Source organism: Ruegeria sp. YTSC199 (assembly GCF_059609725.1).
Window position 1 is genome coordinate 22,024 of record NZ_JBXWMF010000022.1, and the last position, 19,395, is coordinate 41,418.

The following is a 19,395-nucleotide window of genomic DNA, read 5'->3' on the forward strand; positions in this document are numbered from 1 at the left end:
CACTGCCACCGGGCCTCTTTGCGGGCAAAGCGGCTGAACAATCGCCCTCCCGGGGCAACGGGCTGACCCCCTGTTGCAACATCAAACCCGTTAGGAGATTAAAATGAGCACCATCCAACAACGCATCGTCCGCTACGGCGAGCTGAAACCCTGCAAAACTGCCTTTATCGACGCCCATACCCCGGGCAGCGATCAGAAGGAAAACTTCACAATCATCGGTGGCGGCGTATCGGAATCCCCCGATCAGCACGTCCACATCACCGACAGGATCGGTTTCAACATCGGTGCTGCGGGTCAGCCGCCGAAATGCCGCAACTCGCTGCACAGCCACACCACGGCCGAGGTCTTCTTTGTCGCCAAGGGCCGTTGGCGTTTCTTCTGGGGCCGCTATGGCACGGCCGGTGAGTTCATCGCCGAGGAAGGCGATATCTTCAACATCCCGACCGGCATTTTCCGCGGGTTCGAGAACGTTGGTGACGACTACGGCATGATCATGTCGATCCTCGGCGGCGACGACGCTGGTGGCGGCGTGACATGGGCACCTCAGGTCATTGAGGACGCGCAGGCGCATGGCCTGATGCTGGGCGAAAACGGTGTGCTATATGACAGCAAAAAAGGTCAGGAACTGCCGCACAACGTGCGCCCCATGCCTTTGCTTACCGAAGAAGAGCTGAAAGCCTATCCAGAGGTGCCCGTCGATGCCGTGATCGGCAAATACGTGGCGCGTTATTGGGACCTGATGGCACTGGCGGCAGACAATCCTGCCGAGGTGATCGGTGAGACCGGCATTATCAAGGACAAGCCGGGCTTCGAGGTCGATTTTCTGACCCGCGGTTCGGCCGTCAACGATCCGGTGACAGCCGAAAAACCGGTAGTCCTGATGCCAGCCAGTGGCCATTGGCGCATCACGGTAGACGGGTATGAAACGACATTGTCCAACGGTGATACCGCGCTGGTTATGGCGGGTGAGAGCTACAGCGTCGCGCCCTCCATGACCGGTCAGGCGGGTCTGTACCGGATCACGGCAACCGACGATCCTGCCGGTGCCACCTGGGTCGGATGATGGTCGATCCCGGCGATACCCATGCCGTCTATGAACGGCAGGCCAGGGCCTATGATGCGCAACGTTCAAAGGCCCTGTTCGAAGCGCGCTGGCTGGCGCGCTTCACCGCCAGCCTGAAGCCGGGCGATCACGTTCTGGATATGGGCTGCGGGACCGGAGAACCCATCGCCCGCTGGTTCAAGGCCGAAGGGTTCACCGTCACCGGTGTCGACTTCTCGGAAGCCATGCTTGAGATCGCCCGCGACCGCTGGCCCGATGGCGATTGGCGGCAGGCGGATATGCGTGATTTCGAGTTGGATCAGAGCTTTGACGGCATCATCGCCTGGAACAGTTTCTTCCACCTGACGGCAGAGGAACAGAGAGATTGCATCGCCCGCATGGCGCGTCATCTGCGCTCGGGCGGGATGCTGATGCTGACCGTCGGCCCCAGCGCAGGTGAGGAACAAGGCACCGTTGGCGGAGAGCCGGTGTATCACGCATCCCTTTCGCCCGCAGCCTATGCCTCTTGCCTTGAGGAAAACGGGATGATCCTGACCGGGTTCCTGGCCAAGGATCCGGATACCCAAAGCCATACCGTGCTGATGGCGCGCAAGAATTAACGGAGGTTCCATGACCGTAAAAACAACACATGTCGGGTCCCTGCCACGCTCGCAAGAGGTGGTGGATTTCATTTTTGCCCGCGAACGCGAAGAATCTTTCGATCAGGCCGCTTTCGATGCGAGCATGGCGAATGCCGTATCCGAGACCGTGCGCAAACAGGTTGAGGCCGGGGTGGATATCGTCAGCGATGGCGAGACCTCAAAGATTTCCTACGCCACCTATGTCAAGGATCGCTATACCGGGTTTTCGGGCGACAGCCCGCGCAATGCCCCGGCTGATCTGAAGATGTTCCCCGGTTTCCTGCAACGGCTGGCCGATGACGGTGGCACACCCCAATACGCCCGCCCGCAATGCACCGGAGAGGTGCGCTCCAAGGGGCAGGGCGAGCTGGAGAAGGACATCGCTAACCTCAAGGCTGCGATGGCGCAGCACGGGGCCGAGCGGGGGTTCATGAATGCCGCATCCCCGGGCGTCATCTCGTTGTTCCTGCGAAACGATTTCTACCCCACGCGCGAGGCGTACCTGGCTGCGCTGGCGGATGCGATGAAGGACGAATATGAAACCATCGTGGCTGCCGGGTTGGATTTGCAACTGGATTGTCCCGACCTTGCGCTCTCGCGCCACATGCTGTTCACCGACCTGTCCGATGAGGAATTCGTCAAGATCGCAGACATGCATGTCGAGGCGTTGAACCACGCGCTGCAAAACGTCCCCCAGGATCGAGTTCGAGTGCATATCTGCTGGGGCAATTACGAAGGACCGCATTGCTGTGACATCGCCATGGACAAGGTGTTTACGACGCTGATGAACACAAAGTCCCGCTATGTGTTGTTCGAAACCTCGAACCCGCGTCACGCCCATGAATGGACCGTGTTCCGCGACCGCCAGGCCGAGATTCCAGACGACAAGGTTCTGGTTCCCGGCGTTGTCGACACCACGACGAACTTTGTTGAACATCCCGAATTGGTCGCGCAACGCATCACGCGTTTCACCGATATCGTTGGCGCAGATCGCGTGATTGCAGGCAGTGACTGCGGCTTTGGAACCTTCGCGGGTTTTGGCGCGGTCGACCCCGATATCGCCTATGCCAAGCTGAGTGCGTTGTCCGAGGGCGCAAAACTGGCATCTGTATGACGCCGCTGGTTCTTTTGCCCGGCATGATGTGCGACGCGCGGCTGTATCAGCCGCAGATTGCCGCTTTGTCCGGGTCCCGACCGTTGCTGACCTTCCCGCTGGCGACGCAGGACAGCGTGCAGGCGATGGCTGCTGATATCCTGGTCAACGCGCCGCCGGTCTTTGCGCTGGCAGGGCTGTCGATGGGCGGCATCGTCGCGATGGAGGTCGTACGTCAAGACCCCGGCCGGGTCGAAAAGCTGGCCCTGCTGGACACCAACCCGCTGGCCGAAAAGCCCGAGGTCAGGGAAAGGCGCGGCCCGCAGATGGAGGCTGTGCGCGCGGGCAAGCTGCGGCAGGTGATGCGGGACGAGATGAAGCCCAATTATCTGGCCGATGGACCTAATCAGGGTGCCATTCTGGATCAGTGCATGGCGATGGCGATGGATCTCGGCGCGGACGTGTTCCTGCGCCAATCCCGGGCCCTGATGGATCGTCCCGACCAGTCTGAAACACTGAAAACTTATACTGGCAAATCGCTGGTTCTATGCGGCCGCGAGGATGGTCTGTGCCCGGTCGAGCGCCATCATCTCATGCACGAGCTGCTGCCCAACAGTACCTTGGAAATCATCGAGCAGGCCGGGCACCTGCCCACTCTGGAACAACCCCACGACACGACAGCGGCCCTGATCCGCTGGCTGGAGGCCAAATGACACCGTTCCTTCTGACCCTGTTGCGCAAGGTCGACACGCCCACCGTCTGCAACGCCATCGAGGTGGCGCAGGGCAAGCGCGGGTTCAATGCGTTCACCCGCGGTACAATGCTGTGTTCGGCCCCGTCCGAGCCCGCGATCGTGGGATATGCCCGCACCGCGAAGATCGCCGCGGTACAGCCGCCGTCTGAGGCGCCGGAAGTCATCAAGGAGCGCCGCATGGCCTATTACAAATACATGGCCGAGGGCCCTGCTCCCTCAGTTGCGGTGATCGAGGATGTCGACTTCCCTAACTGCATCGGTGCCTATTGGGGTGAGATCAACACCACCGTGCACAAAGGCTTTGGCATGTCGGGCGCTCTGACCAATGGTGTCATGCGCGACCTCGGCGATCTGCCCGAAGGCTTCCCGGTGGTCGCCGGATCGGTCGGGCCCAGCCATGGCTTTGTCCATGTACGCGCGCTCGATACGCCGGTGTCGGTCTTTGGCCTGACGGTCAACTCCGGTGATCTGATCCACGCCGACAGGCATGGTGCGCTTGTGGTGCCAGGGGATGTTGTCAATCAGCTTGAGGCTGCGATCCAGAAACTGCTGAGCACGGAACGCATCGTCCTTGATGCCGCCACCCAGCCGGGATTTGATTTTCAGGCATTTCAATCGGCCTGGGAAAAGTTTGAAAAATCAAGGGTTTGAAACGGCCCCCGGTCACGCAATAATACCGGGGAGCAGGAAGGTCAGGCGCATGTTACTTGCGCCCGGCCGGAAGATCGTCGCGTTTTTCTTCCAAAACGGTTTGGAACAGCGCGGTCAGTTCGGATTTTTTGATCGGGGAAACCCTGCGGCCCGTTGCCGACATGGTTTCCATGTCCTCAGAAACAGCGCCCTGTACCGATTTGGTCGTTTTGAAGCGATTGAGAAATGATCTGATATGCATAGCCACCTTCCTCCAAAATTCCGGTCTTAAAAACTTGCCGCTGCGGACCTGATCCGAACCCGCTGGTTTCGGGCTCAAGGATCGATGATCCGTGAGTGGCGGTCCGCAGCGACAGGGGGCATTTACGCACCGTGTTTTTTCGGACAAGGGGGAAGAATTTAACCTTCTGCGTCATTTTTTAACCGTTCAATCAAAAAATGATTTCAATCCTTACCTTTACGTAAAGATGTTGAAGGAGAGGCTTACGCGCCGCGACGCCACGTCACTTTAGAAACTGACGTTTCAACCGCTCCAACGGGGCTTTCACTCCAGAAAAACTTGACCGGAATCGGAAGGTCGGAACCATGGCCTGAAGCGGTGGCTAAGCAATCTATGAGAACAGGGGGTGACTCCCGCAGACACGGTTAGAATCCGAACGTGCGAATTGCTCTTTTACGTTATCGGGGGATTTGGTGCCCAGGAGAGGACTCGAACCTCCACGTCCATACGGACACTAGCACCTGAAGCTAGCGCGTCTACCAATTCCGCCACCTGGGCAGGTGTCGTGGAGGCGCGTTTAAGCCTACTGGCGGGGGGCGTCAACACGATTCGGAAAGTTTTCTAAAAGTTTTTTGGCCGTTGCCTCAAACAGACCAGAATCCGTCTTTTTTCCCAGATGCGCGGCGTTATTGCGCCTTGTTTGCCGGGGCTTTGGGCGGTAGATCGGATCAAGATCCATCAGCAGGAGCCCTCGCATGTCCAAACTGGTCACGATTTATGGCGGATCGGGATTTGTCGGCCGTTATATCGCACGTCGCATGGCGAAAGAAGGATGGCGCGTGCGGGTCGCTGTTCGCCGACCTAACGAAGCGATGTTCGTCAAACCCTACGGTGTGGTTGGTCAGGTTGAACCCATTCTGTGTAACATCCGCGATGATGCTTCGGTGGCCGCAGTTATGCATGGCGCGGATGCGGTGGTGAACTGTGTCGGCGTGCTGAACGAGCTGGGCAAGAATGAATTTGATGCCGTGCAGGCCGAAGGGGCCGAGCGGATCGCGCGTATCGCCGCAGAACAGGGCGTTGCACGTATGGTACATGTCTCGGCGATCGGAGCGGATGCAGTCTCCAACAGCGAGTATTCCCGCACTAAGGCGCAGGGTGAAGCTGGCGTGCTGGCGCATATGCCGAATGCGATGATCTTGCGTCCATCGATCATTTTCGGGACCGAGGATCAGTTCTTTAACCGCTTTGCCGGAATGACCCGGATGGCGCCGTTCCTGCCGCTGGTCGGGGCGGAAACCAAGTTCCAGCCGGTTTACGTGGATGACGTAGCCAAAGCCGCTGTTCAGGGCGTTTTGGGTCAGGCTGAGGCTGGCACTTATGAGCTGGGCGGGCCGGAGGTGAAATCATTCCGCGCGCTGATGCAGCAGATGCTGGGGGTGATCCACCGCCGCCGTGTCATAATCGGGGTGCCGTTCTTTGCTGCCAGGATCATGGCGGGCGTGCTGGATATCGCAAAATTCGTCAGCTTTCAGCTGTTCCCGAACCACATCCTGACCCGCGACCAGCTGAAGAGCCTGCGTCGTGACAACGTGGTGTCCGAGGGCGCCAAGGGCTTTGACGATCTGGGAATCGAACCGGCCACGCTGGAATCGGTACTGCCGGATTACCTGTGGAAGTTCCGCCCTGCCGGTCAGTATGACGACATCCAGAACTCGGCCAGCAACCTGCGGCCTGATCAGCTGTAGGCGATCACCAGCAGGATCGCACCCAGGATCACGCGATAGACCACATAGGGCGTGAAGCTGACGCTGCGCAGCAGGCGCATCATCAGGGTCAGCGCAAGCAGGGCCGAGACAAAGGCGAAAAAGGCGGCAATCGCGCCGTCCTTCGCCAGTTGCGCGTCCGCCTCTTGGATCACATCCACCGATAGAAGCACGCCCGAAGCCAGAATCGTCGGGATCGACATCAGCATCGCAATCCGTGCGCCGTCTTCGCGGCTGTAACCCAACTGTCGCGCGCCGGTGATGGTGATACCTGACCGCGAAGTGCCAGGGATCAGCGCCAGAACCTGCCACAATCCCATGATAAAGGCGTCCCGTAGGCCCCAGTCTCCGGCCTGCTTGGTCTGTGGGCCTTTCTGGTCCATCCAATACAGCACCAGCCCGAAACCCAGCATAGTCCAGCCAATCACGGCCATCGAACGCAAGGATTGGCTGAGCCCGGTTTTGTACAGGATAGCGCCAACGATGACGGTGGGAATCGTTGCGATGATCAGGCCCAGTGCCAGTCGGGCCTGAGGGGTATCGACACGCCCGGTCAGGGCGCGTGGCAGACCGGCCATGGCTTGCTTCACATCGGACCAGAAATACAAAACCACGGCGCCCAAAGTGCCCACATGCACGGCAACATCGATTGCCAGCCCCTGATCGTCCAAGCCGGTCAGGCTGGGCAGCAGGATCAGATGACCCGAGGAAGATATCGGCAGAAATTCGGTGATACCCTGAATAATTGCCGCGAGAATCAACTGAAAAAAACTCATTTAACCTGCCGTGCTGCCGCCACGTGTTCGTTGCGCGCAATGGGTATAAGTGTGGTGCCGAAAAGGAAAGCGCGTAAATAGGTCCGATTCGGAACCAAAAAACCGAATATTTTCGGAGGATTTCAGTTTCCATCTCAGATTTTTTCAATTTAGGTCAGCACAATTGACTTTTCATCCGAAACCGTATCTCTTAAAGAAGTCCGACCAAGCCAATTCATGGAGTCCGACCCGTGGCCAAGCAACCGATGCTGAAATTTGTGCAGATCGACCGCGTCATGCCTGAAAAGCGTGCCGCCGAAGCACGTAAAGAAGACTTTGACGAAATCTATGCTGAATTTGCGTCGGCCAAGGCAGAAGAACAAGCCAGTCGCTGCAGCCAGTGCGGTGTGCCCTATTGTCAGTCGCACTGCCCGCTGCACAACAACATCCCCGACTGGCTGCGCCTGACCGCGACCGGTCGTCTGGAGGAGGCCTACCAGACCAGCCAGGCCACTAACACTTTCCCCGAAATCTGCGGCCGTATCTGCCCGCAGGACCGCCTTTGTGAAGGCAATTGTGTAATCGAACAGTCCGGTCACGGCACCGTTACCATTGGCACCATCGAGAAATACATCACCGACACCGCCTGGGACAAAGGTTGGGTGAAACCGGTCGCTCCGGGCGCCGAACGCAGCGAGAGCGTCGGCATCATCGGCGGTGGCCCCGGTGGTTTGGCCGCAGCCGACATGTTGCGCCGCGCGGGTATTCAGGTCACCGTCTACGACCGATATGACCGCGCAGGTGGACTGCTGATGTACGGCATTCCGGGCTTCAAACTGGAAAAAGAAATTGTCCAGCGCCGCAACGACCTGCTGGCCGACGGCGGGGTCGAGTTCGTTTTAAACTGCGACGTGGACGCCGCCAAGTTTGCAGAAATCCACGCTAAGCACGACGCGGTGATCATTGCGACCGGCGTCTACAAGTCGCGTGACCTGTCCATGCCTGGCAGCGGTCTGGCCGGCATCGAGAAAGCCATCGACTTCCTGACCGCCTCGAACCGCAAGAGCTTTGGGGATGCAGTTGAAGACTTCGACAATGGTCGCCTGAACGCCGACGGCAAAAAGGTTATTGTCATCGGCGGCGGAGACACTGCGATGGACTGCGTACGCACCTCGATCCGTCAAGGCGCGACGTCGGTCAAATGTCTGTACCGCCGCGACCGCGCGAACATGCCGGGCTCGCAGCGCGAAACGCAGAACGCCGAGGAAGAAGGCGTGATCTTCGAATGGCTCAGCGCGCCCAAGGGTTTCACCGGTGGCGACAAGGTCTCGGGCGTTATGGTTCAGAAGATGCGTTTGGGTCAGCCCGATGCCTCGGGCCGTCAAGCGCCTGAAGTGATCGAAGGCGCGGATTACGTCGAAGAGGCCGATCTGGTGATCAAGGCGCTGGGTTTCGAGCCCGAAGACCTGCCCACCCTGTTCGGCCAGCCCGATCTGCCGGTGACCCGTTGGGGCACCGTAAAGGCCGCGTTCCAGACCGGCGAGACCGAAATGGATGGTGTCTATGCCATTGGTGACATCGTGCGTGGTGCCTCGCTGGTGGTCTGGGCGATCCGTGACGGCCGCGACTGTGCCGATGCGATCATCGACCGGTTCAACGCCAAGGCTGCCGTCGCAGCCGAGTAAACCAACGCCCAGCGACAGGAGGGTTCGAATGCCCGAATTGCAAGGCCAATGCATGTGTGGCGCGGTCACCGTGACCGCCACCCCGGCGAAAGACTCGCTGGGCGCATGTCATTGCGACCAGTGCCGTCGCTGGACCAGCTCGATGCTGGTGACGTTTCAGGCCGAACCCGGCTATGCCGCATTGGGCCCGGTCAAAACCTTTACCTCGTCCGACTGGGCCGAGCGTGCCTTTTGTACCGAGTGTGGCTCGGCACTTTGGTACCGCATCACTCTGCCGGGCGAGATGCACGGACACACGCAAATTGCAGCGGGCCTGTTTGAAGACACAGGAAACCCGCTGAAACTGGAACTTTATATCGACAAAAAGCCCGATGGGTACGCGTTCGCAGGTGAGCGCCGGCAGATGACCAAAGCCGAGGTCGAAGCCATGTACGCCCAGCCGGAAGAAGGAGACAGCCAATGACCAAACATGATGCCGATTGGGTGCGGGCCGAGGAAGCCAAACGCAAATGGATGGCGGAAAACGGTCTCTATTCCGAGGAAGAGGAGCATTCCTCCTGCGGTGTGGGCCTTGTTGTATCCGTTGACGGCAAGCCGTCGCGCAAGGTTGTGGATGCCGGGATCGATGCACTCAAGGCGATCTGGCACCGCGGAGCGGTGGATGCTGATGGTAAAACTGGCGACGGCGCGGGTATCCATGTGCAGATCCCGGTGCCCTTCTTCTATGATCAGATTCGTCGTACTGGCCACGAACCGAATCTGGACGAACTGATCGCCGTTGGTCAGGTTTTCCTGCCCCGCACCGATTTCGGCGCGCAGGAACAATGTCGGACCATCGTGGAAACCGAAGTTCTTCGGATGGGCTATTACATCTATGGCTGGCGCCATGTGCCGGTCGATGTGACCTGTCTGGGCGACAAGGCCAATGCGACCCGGCCGGAGATTGAGCAGATTCTGATCTCAAATTCCAAGGGCGTGGACGAAGAGACCTTCGAGCGTGAGCTTTATGTCATCCGCCGCCGCATCGAAAAAGCCGCCACTGCTGCTGGTATCTCCGGCCTGTATCTGGCGTCACTGTCCTGCCGTTCGATCATTTACAAGGGCATGATGCTGGCCGAGCAGGTCGCCGTCTTCTACCCAGACCTGATGGACGAACGCTTTGAATCAGCCTTCGCGATCTATCACCAGCGTTATTCGACCAACACCTTCCCGCAATGGTGGCTGGCGCAGCCGTTCCGCATGTTGGCCCATAACGGCGAGATCAACACGCTGAAGGGCAATATCAACTGGATGAAGAGCCATGAAATTCGCATGGCCAGCGGCACCTTTGGCGACTATGCCGAAGACATCAAGCCGATCATCGCCGGCGGATCATCAGACTCGGCCGCATTGGACTCGGTTTTCGAGGTTCTGGTGCGTGCGGGCCGTTCCGCTCCGATGGCGAAAACCATGTTGGTGCCGGAAAGCTGGTCCAAGCAGGCGGTCGAGTTGCCACAGGCGTGGCGTGACATGTACTCCTACTGCAACTCGGTGATGGAGCCGTGGGACGGCCCTGCAGCCTTGGCGATGACCGATGGCCGTTGGGTCTGTGCCGGTCTGGACCGGAACGGTTTGCGTCCGATGCGCTATGTGGTGACCGGCGATGGGCTGGTCATCGCGGGCTCCGAGGCCGGCATGGTGCCGATTGACGAGGCATCCGTGACCGAAAAGGGCGCGCTGGGACCGGGGCAGATGCTGGCCGTTGATATGAAAAAGGGCAAGCTGTTCCGCGACAAGCAGATCAAGGACAAGCTGGCGCGCGCGCTGCCCTTCGGTGACTGGGTTGGCAAGATCAACGATCTTGACACTACGCTGGCCGAAGTGTCCGAGGCGCCAATTTTCTCGGGCGAAGAGCTGCGTAAGCGTCAGATCGCGGCGGGTTATTCGATTGAGGAACTGGAGCAGATCCTCGCGCCAATGGCCGAGGACGGCAAGGAATCCATCGCTTCGATGGGCGACGACACCCCGTCGGCGGTTCTGTCCAAGCAATACCGCCCGCTCAGCCATTTCTTCCGCCAGAACTTCAGCCAGGTGACCAACCCGCCGATCGACTCTTTGCGTGAATATCGCGTGATGTCGCTGAAAACGCGCTTCGGCAACCTCAAAAACGTGCTGGACGAAGACAGCAGCCAGACCGAGATCATCGTTCTGGAAAGCCCCTTTGTCGGCAACGCTCAATGGGACAAGCTGGTCGAGAACTTCAATTCTCCGCTGGCCGAGATCGACTGCAGCTTTGAACCCGGCCGGGGGGCCCTGAGCGCCGCATTGGCCCGTGTCAGAGCCGAAGCAGAAGAGGCCGTGCGGTCCGGCGCCGGGCATCTGGTACTGTCCGACATGAACTCGGGTCAGGGTCGTGTGGCAATGCCGATGATCCTTGCCACCAGTGCGGTGCATTCGCATCTGACCCGTCAGGGGCTGCGCACCTTCTGCTCTTTGAATGTCCGTTCGGCCGAATGTATCGATCCGCATTACTTTGCGGTTCTGATCGGGTGTGGTGCAACAGTTGTGAACGCCTATCTGGCCGAAGACTCGCTGGCCGACCGCATCGACCGTGGTCTGCTGGACGGTACCCTGACCGAAAATGTCGCCCGCTTCCGCGAGGCGATCGATCAGGGCTTGCTGAAAATCATGGCCAAGATGGGCATCTCGGTGATCTCGTCCTACCGTGGGGGTCTGAACTTTGAGGCCGTAGGCCTCAGCCGTGCCATGGTGGCCGAGTATTTCCCGGGTATGACCAGCCGGATTTCCGGTATCGGCGTGACCGGCATTCAGACCAAGGTCGAGGAAATCCACGCCAAAGGTTGGGACAGCGGTCTGGATGTGCTGCCCATCGGTGGGTTCTACAAAGCGCGTAAATCAGGTGAGACCCACGCGTGGGAAGCAACCTCGATGCATATGATGCAGATGGCTTGTAACCGCGCGTCCTATGAGCTGTGGAAGCAGTATTCCGCGAAAATGCAGTCGAACCCGCCAATCCATCTGCGCGATCTGATGGATTTCAAGCCGCTGGGTAAGCCGATGCCGATTGAAGAGGTCGAATCGATCACCTCGATCCGCAAACGCTTTGTCACGCCGGGCATGTCCCTGGGCGCGCTGTCGCCCGAAGCGCACAAGACGCTGAACGTTGCGATGAACCGTATCGGGGCCAAATCGGACTCGGGCGAAGGTGGTGAAGATCCCGCACACTTCGTGCCGGAACCCAACGGCGACAACCCGTCGGCCAAGATCAAACAGGTGGCGAGCGGTAGATTCGGTGTGACCGCCGAATACCTGAACCAGTGTGAAGAGCTTGAAATCAAGGTCGCCCAGGGTGCGAAACCCGGTGAGGGCGGTCAGCTGCCCGGCATGAAGGTCACCGACCTGATTGCGCGTCTGCGGCATTCGACCAAGGGCGTGACCCTGATCTCGCCGCCGCCGCACCACGATATCTATTCGATCGAAGACCTGGCGCAACTGATCTATGACCTGAAACAGATCAACCCGCGCTGTAAGGTGACGGTCAAGCTGGTGGCGTCCTCGGGAGTGGGCACGATAGCAGCCGGCGTGGCCAAGGCGAAGGCGGATATTATCCTGATTTCGGGTCACAATGGCGGTACGGGTGCGTCGCCCGCGACCTCGATCAAATATGCCGGTCTGCCGTGGGAGATGGGCCTTACCGAGGCGCATCAGGTTCTGGCGATGAACAACCTGCGCGACCGCGTGACCCTGCGGACCGATGGCGGCCTGCGGACCGGTCGTGACATCGTCATGGCTGCGATGATGGGGGCCGAGGAATACGGTATCGGCACCGCCGCCCTGATCGCGATGGGCTGCATCATGGTGCGCCAGTGCCAGTCGAACACCTGCCCGGTTGGCGTGTGTACACAAGACGAAGACCTGCGCGCCAAATTCACGGGCAACGCGGACAAGGTGGTGAATCTGATCACCTTCTACGCACAGGAAGTGCGCGAACTGCTGGCCAGCCTTGGTGCGCGTTCGGTCGACGAAATCATCGGCCGGGCCGATCTGCTGGCGCAGGTCAGCCGTGGTTCGGCGCATCTGGACGATCTGGATCTGAATCCGCTGCTTATCACTGTCGATGGCGCGCATGACATCGTCTACAACCGCGACAAGGACCGCAACGCGGTGCCGGATACGCTGGATGCCGAGATCGTGCGCGATGCGGCCCGGTTCCTGAAAGACGGTGAGAAGATGCAGCTGTCTTACGCGGTGCAGAACACGCACCGGACCGTGGGCACCCGCGTCTCCAGCCATATCGTGCAGAATTTCGGCATGCGGAACACTTTTCAGTCCGACCATCTGCATGTGAAACTGCAGGGCTCGGCCGGTCAGTCGCTTGGGGCCTTTGCGGCGCCCGGTCTGAAACTGGAAGTATCCGGTGACGCCAACGACTATGTCGGCAAGGGCCTGTCGGGCGGCATGATTGTCGTGCGCCCGCCGCAGGTCAGCCCGCTGAAGGCGGATGACAACACCATCATCGGCAACACCGTCCTGTACGGGGCCACCGATGGGTATTTGTTCGCCGCCGGTCGCGCCGGCGAGCGGTTTGCGGTGCGCAACTCGGGCGCCAAGGTGGTGATCGAGGGCTGTGGCTCGAACGGGTGTGAATACATGACCGGCGGTGTTGCGGTAATCCTGGGAGATATCGGGGCCAATTTCGGTGCGGGTATGACGGGCGGTATGGCCTATCTGTACGATCCGGAAGGTAGGGCCGAAAAGCTGATGAACATGGAAACCCTTGTTACCTGCCCGGTGACGGTCGACCATTGGGAAGAGCAGCTGAAATCGATGATCGAGACCCATCGGGCCGAGACCTTCAGCCGCAAGGCCGCAGACATTCTGCAGCATTGGGATGTGGAAAAAGCCAACTTCCTGCAGGTCTGCCCGAAAGAGATGCTGAACAATCTTAGCCATCCTCTGACCAACGAGGCAGAGGCGGTTCCGGCTGAATAAGCGACCGGCAAAGCCCTGAAAGAAAAACCCGCGTGTCTCCTGGAGCACGCGGGTTTGTTCCGATTTGGAGTAATTTACCCGCATTTATTGCATTTTTGCGCTGTTCGCGCCTAGCTATGGCCATAGTTTCTTCGGGATTTGCAGAGACACTGCTGTCCAACGTGACGAGCAGGCAGGAGCAGACACATGCCAACGACCTATACAGACCAGTTCTTTGACATGGACCCTGCGAACCCGCCCGCAGCGGGAACAACGCTGACGGTACAGCAATATGATCTGGTGGATCAGAATGACGATGGCGATATCGATCGGTTTAACAACGACACCGTCAACGGTGTGGATGTTACCCGGTCATGGCCGGGGGATACGGTTACAATTAACGTATCCGGTCAGGGAAACGTAACCTACATCGGAACAACCTTTTATCTTGCGGATGGAACGCGGGTTTTTACTCCGACTGATGGCAAGGTATTGCAAAGTGGCACCTTTGTATCGTCAACCTTCGTTACTACGCAGGGGCCACTGGATGTTGACGCGCTGGGTCCGCCCTGCTTTACGCCCGGCACAATGATCGAAACGCCGAACGGTCCGCGCCCGGTCGAAGACCTTCAGCCGGGGGACATGGTTACCACCGCCGATCACGGCGCCCAGCCGTTGCTGTGGGTTGGCAACACCCGTGTCGAGGCGCGGGGCAAACTGGCCCCGATCCGGTTCGAGGCCGGCGTTTTGGGGCTTGATCGTCCTCTGACCGTATCGCCGCAGCACCGGATGCTGGTGGCGGATTGGCGTGCGCCATACCTCTTCGGCCATTCCGAGGTTCTGATCGCTGCGCATAGTCTGGTTAACGACGACACGGTGGCCCGTATCGAATGTGGTGAGGTCGAGTATATCCACCTTCTGTTTGCCCGGCATGAGATCGTCATTGCCAACGGAGCAAAAAGCGAAAGCTATTATCCCGGACATGCGGTGAGCCAGGCGGATCGTGACACACAGGCCGAAGTGCTGAGCCTGTTTCCGGAATTGCGCAGCCGAGATCCGGTGATGCCGGAAACCGCGCGTCCGGTCGTCCGCCCGCGCGAGGCGCGCGCGCTGGCGATTTAAACCGTTTCAAACCAAATCGCCGCGTCGTATAGCAACATCATGGCAAAAAAAGCAGCGCGCAAATCGAGCAGTAAGAAAAGCAAGGCGTCAAAGGCAAGAAAACCAATCACATTGCGGATTCGCCGTTGGGTGACTCGGGCTGTGTTGGGGGTGGTTGTCTTTGTGGTTGGGCTGGTGGCGCTTTATTCGGTGTTGAACCCGCCGGTGACCCATACGATCTGGTCCGAATGGCGCCGACTGGGCAAGGTCGAGCGCGATTGGGTGCCGATCGAGGAAATCTCGCCTGTCATGGCTCGCTCGGTCGTGGCGGCCGAGGATGCCAATTTCTGCCTGCACTGGGGCTTTGACGTCGAAGCGATCCGCGATGCGCTGGAAAATGGCGGTACACGCGGTGCGTCGACCATCACACAGCAGGTGGTGAAGAACGTTTTCCTGTGGCAGGGCCGCAGCTGGGTGCGTAAGGCGTTGGAAACTTCGATCACGCCGGTTGTCGAGGTTTTCTGGAGCAAGCAGCGCATCCTCGAGGTCTATCTGAACGTGGCTGAAACCGGGCAGGGCGTGTTCGGGGTCGAGGCTGCGGCCCAGCGCAATTTCGGCGTGCCTGCCTCTCGGTTAAGCCCCGTACAGGCGGCGCGGATCGCGGCGATTCTGCCATCTCCCCGCAATCGGTCGGTCACCGACCCCTCAGTTCGAACGCGCAGGCGGGCGACATCGATCCTGGATGGGGCGGCCACCATCCGCGCAGATGGTCGCGCGGATTGTTTCGAGGATTGAAACCCTATGCCCCTCAAGGCTAAAGCTGGGGGGTATTCACTGGTTCGATTGGAAGCCCATGGCGCGTCTGTTTCATGTTCCCCTGTCCCCGTATTGTCGCAAGGTGCGCCTGTCGCTTGCGGAAAAGAAGATCGAAGTTGAGCTGGTCGAGGAACGATACTGGGAACAAGACCCGGACTTCCTACGCCGCAACCCCGCCGGAAAAGTACCGGTATTGCGTCTTGATGGACAGGTCATGGCGGAGAGCGCCGCCATTTGTGAGTATATCGAAGAAACCCGCCCTGAACCTCCGCTGATGCCCAAAAAGCCCGAAGCACGGTACGAGGTGCGGCGTCTGGTGGGTTGGTTTGATGACAAGTTCCATCACGAAGTGACATCGCGACTGCTGTATGAGCGTGTTAACAAAAAGGTGACGGGCGAGGGCTATCCCGACAGCAAAAACGTCAAGGCAGGCGCAAAGGCGATCAAGTATCATCTGGATTACATGGCCTGGCTGCTGGATCACCGCCGTTGGCTGGCCGGGGATCAGATGACTCTGGCCGATTTTGCCGCTGCGGCGCATCTGTCGGCGTTGGATTACATCTCGGACGTGGACTGGAATCGGTCTCAGGCGGTCAAAGACTGGTATGCCAAGATAAAGTCGCGGCCAGCGTTCCGGTCGATCCTGGCGGATCAGGTACCGGGGTTCCGGCCGCCAGTCCATTACGCTGATCTGGATTTCTGATAGGGTAATTCAGGGCGGCGGCTGCCCCCATCTTGGCCCTTTGGGCCAATTCACCCCCGAGGATTTTGTTGGCCAGATGAAGAGCGGATCGGGTTTAAAGGAAAGATTGACAGACCAGGCGCTGAGCGAAGGCTTTGTGTCCTGTCGAGTGTGTCGGCCTTGGGACGTGCCTGAGGTTCCCGCCCGGTTAGAGGCGTTTTTGCAGGCCGGGTATCATGGGCAGATGGGGTGGATGGCCGAGCGGACGCATTGGCGTGGCGACCCGGCGGCACTGTGGCCCGAGGCACGGTCGGTGATCATGCTGGCCGAGAGCTATACGCCCGACCATGATCCCACTGAGGTGTTGGATCATCCGGACCGGGCGGCGATTTCGGTTTACGCCCAGAACAAAGATTACCATGATCTGGTCAAGAAACGGCTCAAACGGTTGGCGCGCTGGTTGATTGCCGAGGGCGGCGGAGAGGTGAAAGTCTTTGTTGATACGGCTCCGGTGCCGGAAAAGGCTTTGGGTCATGCCGCAGGATTGGGATGGCAGGGGAAGCACACCAACTTGGTCAGTCGAGATTGGGGCAATTGGGCCTTTATAGGGTCAGTTTTCACCACTTTGGATCTTCCGTCAGACATGGCCGAAGTAGATCATTGCGGATCGTGTCGGGCCTGTCTGGACGCCTGTCCGGCGGATGCGTTTCCGGCGCCGTATCAGTTGGATGCGACGCGCTGTATTTCGTATCTGACCATCGAGCATAAAGGACCAGTAGACGAAGGCCTGCGAGCCAAGCTTGGTAACCGGATATACGGCTGCGACGATTGTCTGGCGGCTTGTCCTTGGAATAAGTTTGCGGTTGCCGCCAGCGATTTGCGCTATGCCGCCCGAGATGATCTGAAAGCGCCTGCCCTGGCGGATTTGGCGACGCTGGATGACACCGCATTTCGCGCGAAGTTTTCCGGATCACCGATCAAACGTATCGGGCGGGATCGGTTTGTACGCAATGTGCTGTATGCCATCGGCAACTCGGGCGTGGATGACTTGCGGCCCATTGCACAGGGTTTGACGGAAGATCTGGACCCCACAGTGGCCGATGCCGCGCGCTGGGCGGTGCAACGATTGTCATAAGTGCCGCAAACAGGCTGGACGTGTCGGTCCAAACCGCTACACCCATCTGCAGCGAACAGAAAGGAGATCCCGATGGCGTTGGCTTTGGGGGTGGATACGGGTGGAACCTATACGGATGCGGTGCTGATCCGGGATGAGCGTGAGGTGATAGCCTCGGCCAAATCCCTGACCACGCGGGCTGACCTCGCGATTGGTGTGGGCAAGGCGATTCAGGCGGTTCTAGGCACCGCGCAGGTGGCGCCGGAGCAGATTTCAATGGCGTCGCTGTCGACCACCTTGGCAACGAACGCGCTGGTTGAAGGGCAAGGCGGGCGTGTGGCGCTGGTCTATATCGGGTTCAAGGACAGTGATCTGGACAAGCACGGGCTGCGGGACGCGCTGAAAGGTGATCCGGCCTTGGTTGTTGGGGGTGGTCATACCCATGCCGGAGGTGAAGCGGCGCCGTTGGACGTGGCGGCGCTTGAGGCCTTTATAGACTCTCATAAAGGCATTTCGGGCTTTGCTGTTGCGGCGCAGTTCGCAACACGGAACCCCGCGCATGAATTGGAAGCCGCGCGGATCATTAACGAGCGGACCGGTGCTCCGGTCACTTGCTCGCATCACTTGTCGGCCAAGCTGAATGGTCCGAAACGGGCAGTGACTGCGGTGCTGAATGCCAGGCTGATCGGGATGATCGACCGGCTAATCGGACGCGCTCAGGACCGGCTGTTGGAGATGGGTATCACCGCGCCAATGATGGTGGTGCGCGGGGACGGTGCCCTGATGAGCGCCGAGCAGGCGCGCGAGCGACCGATTGAAACGATCCTCAGCGGCCCGGCGGCGTCGATCGTCGGGGCAAGCTGGCTGACGGGAACAGAGAACGCCCTTGTATCGGATATCGGCGGGACGACGACCGATGTGGCGCTGATCCGAGACGGAAAGCCCGCAATTGACCCGGCGGGCGCGCGGGTTGGCGGGTTTCGCACCATGGTCGAGGCGGTTGCGATGCGAACTCATGGTCTGGGTGGTGATAGCCAGGTGCATGTGATGACCGAAGGCTTGGGCGGTGGCGTGTTTCTGGGTCCGCGCCGGGTGTTGCCGGTCTCGTTGATTGCGGCCGAAGCGCCTGAGGCCGTTCATGCCGCTTTGGACGCGCAGTTGCGGGCGACAACGGTGGGCGAGCATGACACGCGTTTCGCTCGTCGCGTTCCCGGTATCCATGCCGAAGGCTTGGGTGCGCGGGAAGCGGACCTGCTGGAAAGACTGGATGCAAAAGTTCTGCCACTCAGCGAATTGTTGCGGACCCGGATGGAGAACGGGGCTCTGGCGCGGCTGGTTGATCGCGGGATCGTACAGGTCTCGGGCGTGACGCCATCAGATGCGAGCCATGTTCTGGGCCGGTTGGACGTGTGGGATGCGGATGCCGCCCATAAGGCGCTGGAACTGATCGCGCGCAAGCGAATTGGAACTGGTGACAGGTTGGCCAAGACGCCGGAGGAACTGGCGCAGATCATCGTGGATCAGTTGACCGAACAAACCACATTGACCTTATTAGAGACTGCTTTTGGAGAAGAGACCGAAGCGTTTGGTGTGCCATCGGCCGAGCTGGCACGCCATGTTCTGACGCAAAAGGGTCTTTCCAGTCATCGCGGTCTGTTGGCGCTGGATACGGCGTTGAACGTGGATGTTGTGGGGCTAGGGGCGTCGGCTTCCAGCTATTACCCGGCGGTTGGCGAGCGTCTGCGCTGTCGCATGATCCTGCCGGAACACGCAGGCGTGGCCAATGCCATCGGTGCCGTTGTGGGCCGCCTGACCCTGCGCAGAACGGGCACGGTCACGTCTCCGTCCGAGGGCCGGTTCAGGGTTCATCTTGAAGACGGGCCGCGGGATTTCAACGAATCCGAAGAGGCGTTGGAACTATTGGAATCGGTGTTGCGGACCGAGGCAGAGGGAGCCGTGCGTCAGGCGGGGGCCGAGGATATCCGGATCGTGGTTGATCGGGATATCCGAACCGCCCGGATCGAGGCGCAGGACGTGTTCGTCGAAGCCATGGTCACCGTCGAGGCCAGCGGCCGCCCGCGAGTGGCGACAGGATAGCCCCCAA

Annotated in this window: 16 protein-coding genes and 1 tRNA gene; 14 read left to right on the top strand and 3 right to left on the bottom strand. The window is 59.6% G+C overall.

Going from position 1 to position 19,395, the window contains the following annotated elements:
- Positions 1-103: 103 nt before the first annotated feature.
- From AC2FEE_RS18775 to AC2FEE_RS18795, 5 genes are read left to right on the top strand one after another with little or no spacing between them, the layout of a single operon-like run.
- The gene (locus AC2FEE_RS18775) at positions 104-1,063 is read left to right on the top strand and encodes a cupin domain-containing protein (RefSeq protein ID WP_496866862.1); all 960 of its coding nucleotides are present in this window, start codon (positions 104-106) and stop codon (positions 1,061-1,063) included.
- Positions 1,060-1,662: a class I SAM-dependent DNA methyltransferase gene (locus AC2FEE_RS18780; protein WP_496866863.1), complete on the top strand. Its 603-nt coding sequence runs from the start codon at positions 1,060-1,062 to the stop codon at positions 1,660-1,662. The genes AC2FEE_RS18775 and AC2FEE_RS18780 overlap by 4 nt, the downstream gene beginning before the upstream one ends.
- 10 nt (positions 1,663-1,672) lie before the next feature.
- The gene (locus tag AC2FEE_RS18785) at positions 1,673-2,797 is read left to right on the top strand and encodes a cobalamin-independent methionine synthase II family protein (protein WP_496866864.1); all 1,125 of its coding nucleotides are present in this window, start codon (positions 1,673-1,675) and stop codon (positions 2,795-2,797) included.
- Positions 2,794-3,489 carry an alpha/beta fold hydrolase gene (locus AC2FEE_RS18790; protein ID WP_496866865.1) on the top strand — a complete coding sequence of 232 codons (696 nt, stop codon included), beginning with the start codon at positions 2,794-2,796 and terminating at the stop codon, positions 3,487-3,489. The genes AC2FEE_RS18785 and AC2FEE_RS18790 overlap by 4 nt, the downstream gene beginning before the upstream one ends.
- Positions 3,486-4,181, top strand: coding sequence for an RraA family protein (locus AC2FEE_RS18795; protein WP_496866866.1), 696 nt, complete (start codon positions 3,486-3,488; stop codon positions 4,179-4,181). Before AC2FEE_RS18790 ends, AC2FEE_RS18795 begins: the two co-directional genes overlap by 4 nt.
- A gap of 52 nt (positions 4,182-4,233) precedes the next feature.
- On the opposite strand, the gene AC2FEE_RS18800 is transcribed toward AC2FEE_RS18795, so the two are convergent.
- Positions 4,234-4,422, bottom strand: coding sequence for a hypothetical protein (locus AC2FEE_RS18800; RefSeq protein WP_496866867.1), 189 nt, complete (start codon positions 4,420-4,422; stop codon positions 4,234-4,236).
- A 450-nt stretch (positions 4,423-4,872) separates the two neighbouring features.
- Positions 4,873-4,959, bottom strand: a tRNA-Leu gene (locus tag AC2FEE_RS18805).
- Between the two features lie 197 nt (positions 4,960-5,156).
- Between AC2FEE_RS18805 and AC2FEE_RS18810 the strand changes: the two genes are divergently transcribed.
- On the top strand, positions 5,157-6,149 hold the full coding sequence (locus tag AC2FEE_RS18810; RefSeq protein ID WP_496866868.1) for a complex I NDUFA9 subunit family protein: 993 nt from the start codon (positions 5,157-5,159) through the stop codon (positions 6,147-6,149).
- On the opposite strand, the gene AC2FEE_RS18815 is transcribed toward AC2FEE_RS18810, so the two are convergent.
- The gene (locus AC2FEE_RS18815; protein WP_496866869.1) at positions 6,140-6,943 is read right to left on the bottom strand and encodes an undecaprenyl-diphosphate phosphatase; all 804 of its coding nucleotides are present in this window, start codon (positions 6,941-6,943) and stop codon (positions 6,140-6,142) included. The two genes, AC2FEE_RS18810 and AC2FEE_RS18815, sit on opposite strands and share 10 nt — an antisense overlap.
- 230 nt (positions 6,944-7,173) lie before the next feature.
- Here AC2FEE_RS18815 and AC2FEE_RS18820 point away from each other — a divergent pair, with 230 nt between their 5' ends.
- The 8 genes from AC2FEE_RS18820 to AC2FEE_RS18855 all read left to right on the top strand — a co-directional run bounded on the left by AC2FEE_RS18820 (position 7,174) and on the right by AC2FEE_RS18855 (position 19,388).
- Positions 7,174-8,607: an NAD(P)-dependent oxidoreductase gene (locus AC2FEE_RS18820; RefSeq protein ID WP_496866870.1), complete on the top strand. Its 1,434-nt coding sequence runs from the start codon at positions 7,174-7,176 to the stop codon at positions 8,605-8,607.
- A gap of 28 nt (positions 8,608-8,635) precedes the next feature.
- Positions 8,636-9,070 carry a GFA family protein gene (locus AC2FEE_RS18825; RefSeq protein WP_496866871.1) on the top strand — a complete coding sequence of 145 codons (435 nt, stop codon included), beginning with the start codon at positions 8,636-8,638 and terminating at the stop codon, positions 9,068-9,070.
- Positions 9,067-13,599, top strand: coding sequence for a glutamate synthase large subunit (gene gltB, locus AC2FEE_RS18830; RefSeq protein WP_496866872.1), 4,533 nt, complete (start codon positions 9,067-9,069; stop codon positions 13,597-13,599). Before AC2FEE_RS18825 ends, gltB begins: the two co-directional genes overlap by 4 nt.
- Before the next feature lie 186 nt (positions 13,600-13,785).
- Positions 13,786-14,700: a Hint domain-containing protein gene (locus AC2FEE_RS18835; RefSeq protein ID WP_496866873.1), complete on the top strand. Its 915-nt coding sequence runs from the start codon at positions 13,786-13,788 to the stop codon at positions 14,698-14,700.
- Positions 14,701-14,739: 39 nt separating this feature from the next.
- Positions 14,740-15,474: a monofunctional biosynthetic peptidoglycan transglycosylase gene (gene mtgA, locus AC2FEE_RS18840; protein ID WP_496866874.1), complete on the top strand. Its 735-nt coding sequence runs from the start codon at positions 14,740-14,742 to the stop codon at positions 15,472-15,474.
- Between the two features lie 58 nt (positions 15,475-15,532).
- Positions 15,533-16,198 carry an FtsZ-binding protein FzlA gene (gene fzlA / locus AC2FEE_RS18845; RefSeq protein ID WP_496866875.1) on the top strand — a complete coding sequence of 222 codons (666 nt, stop codon included), beginning with the start codon at positions 15,533-15,535 and terminating at the stop codon, positions 16,196-16,198.
- 76 nt (positions 16,199-16,274) lie between these two features.
- Positions 16,275-17,312, top strand: a complete 1,038-nt coding sequence (gene queG / locus AC2FEE_RS18850; protein WP_496866876.1) for a tRNA epoxyqueuosine(34) reductase QueG — start codon at positions 16,275-16,277, stop codon at positions 17,310-17,312.
- A gap of 72 nt (positions 17,313-17,384) precedes the next feature.
- Positions 17,385-19,388: a hydantoinase/oxoprolinase family protein gene (locus AC2FEE_RS18855; protein ID WP_496866877.1), complete on the top strand. Its 2,004-nt coding sequence runs from the start codon at positions 17,385-17,387 to the stop codon at positions 19,386-19,388.
- Positions 19,389-19,395 lie beyond the last annotated feature (7 nt).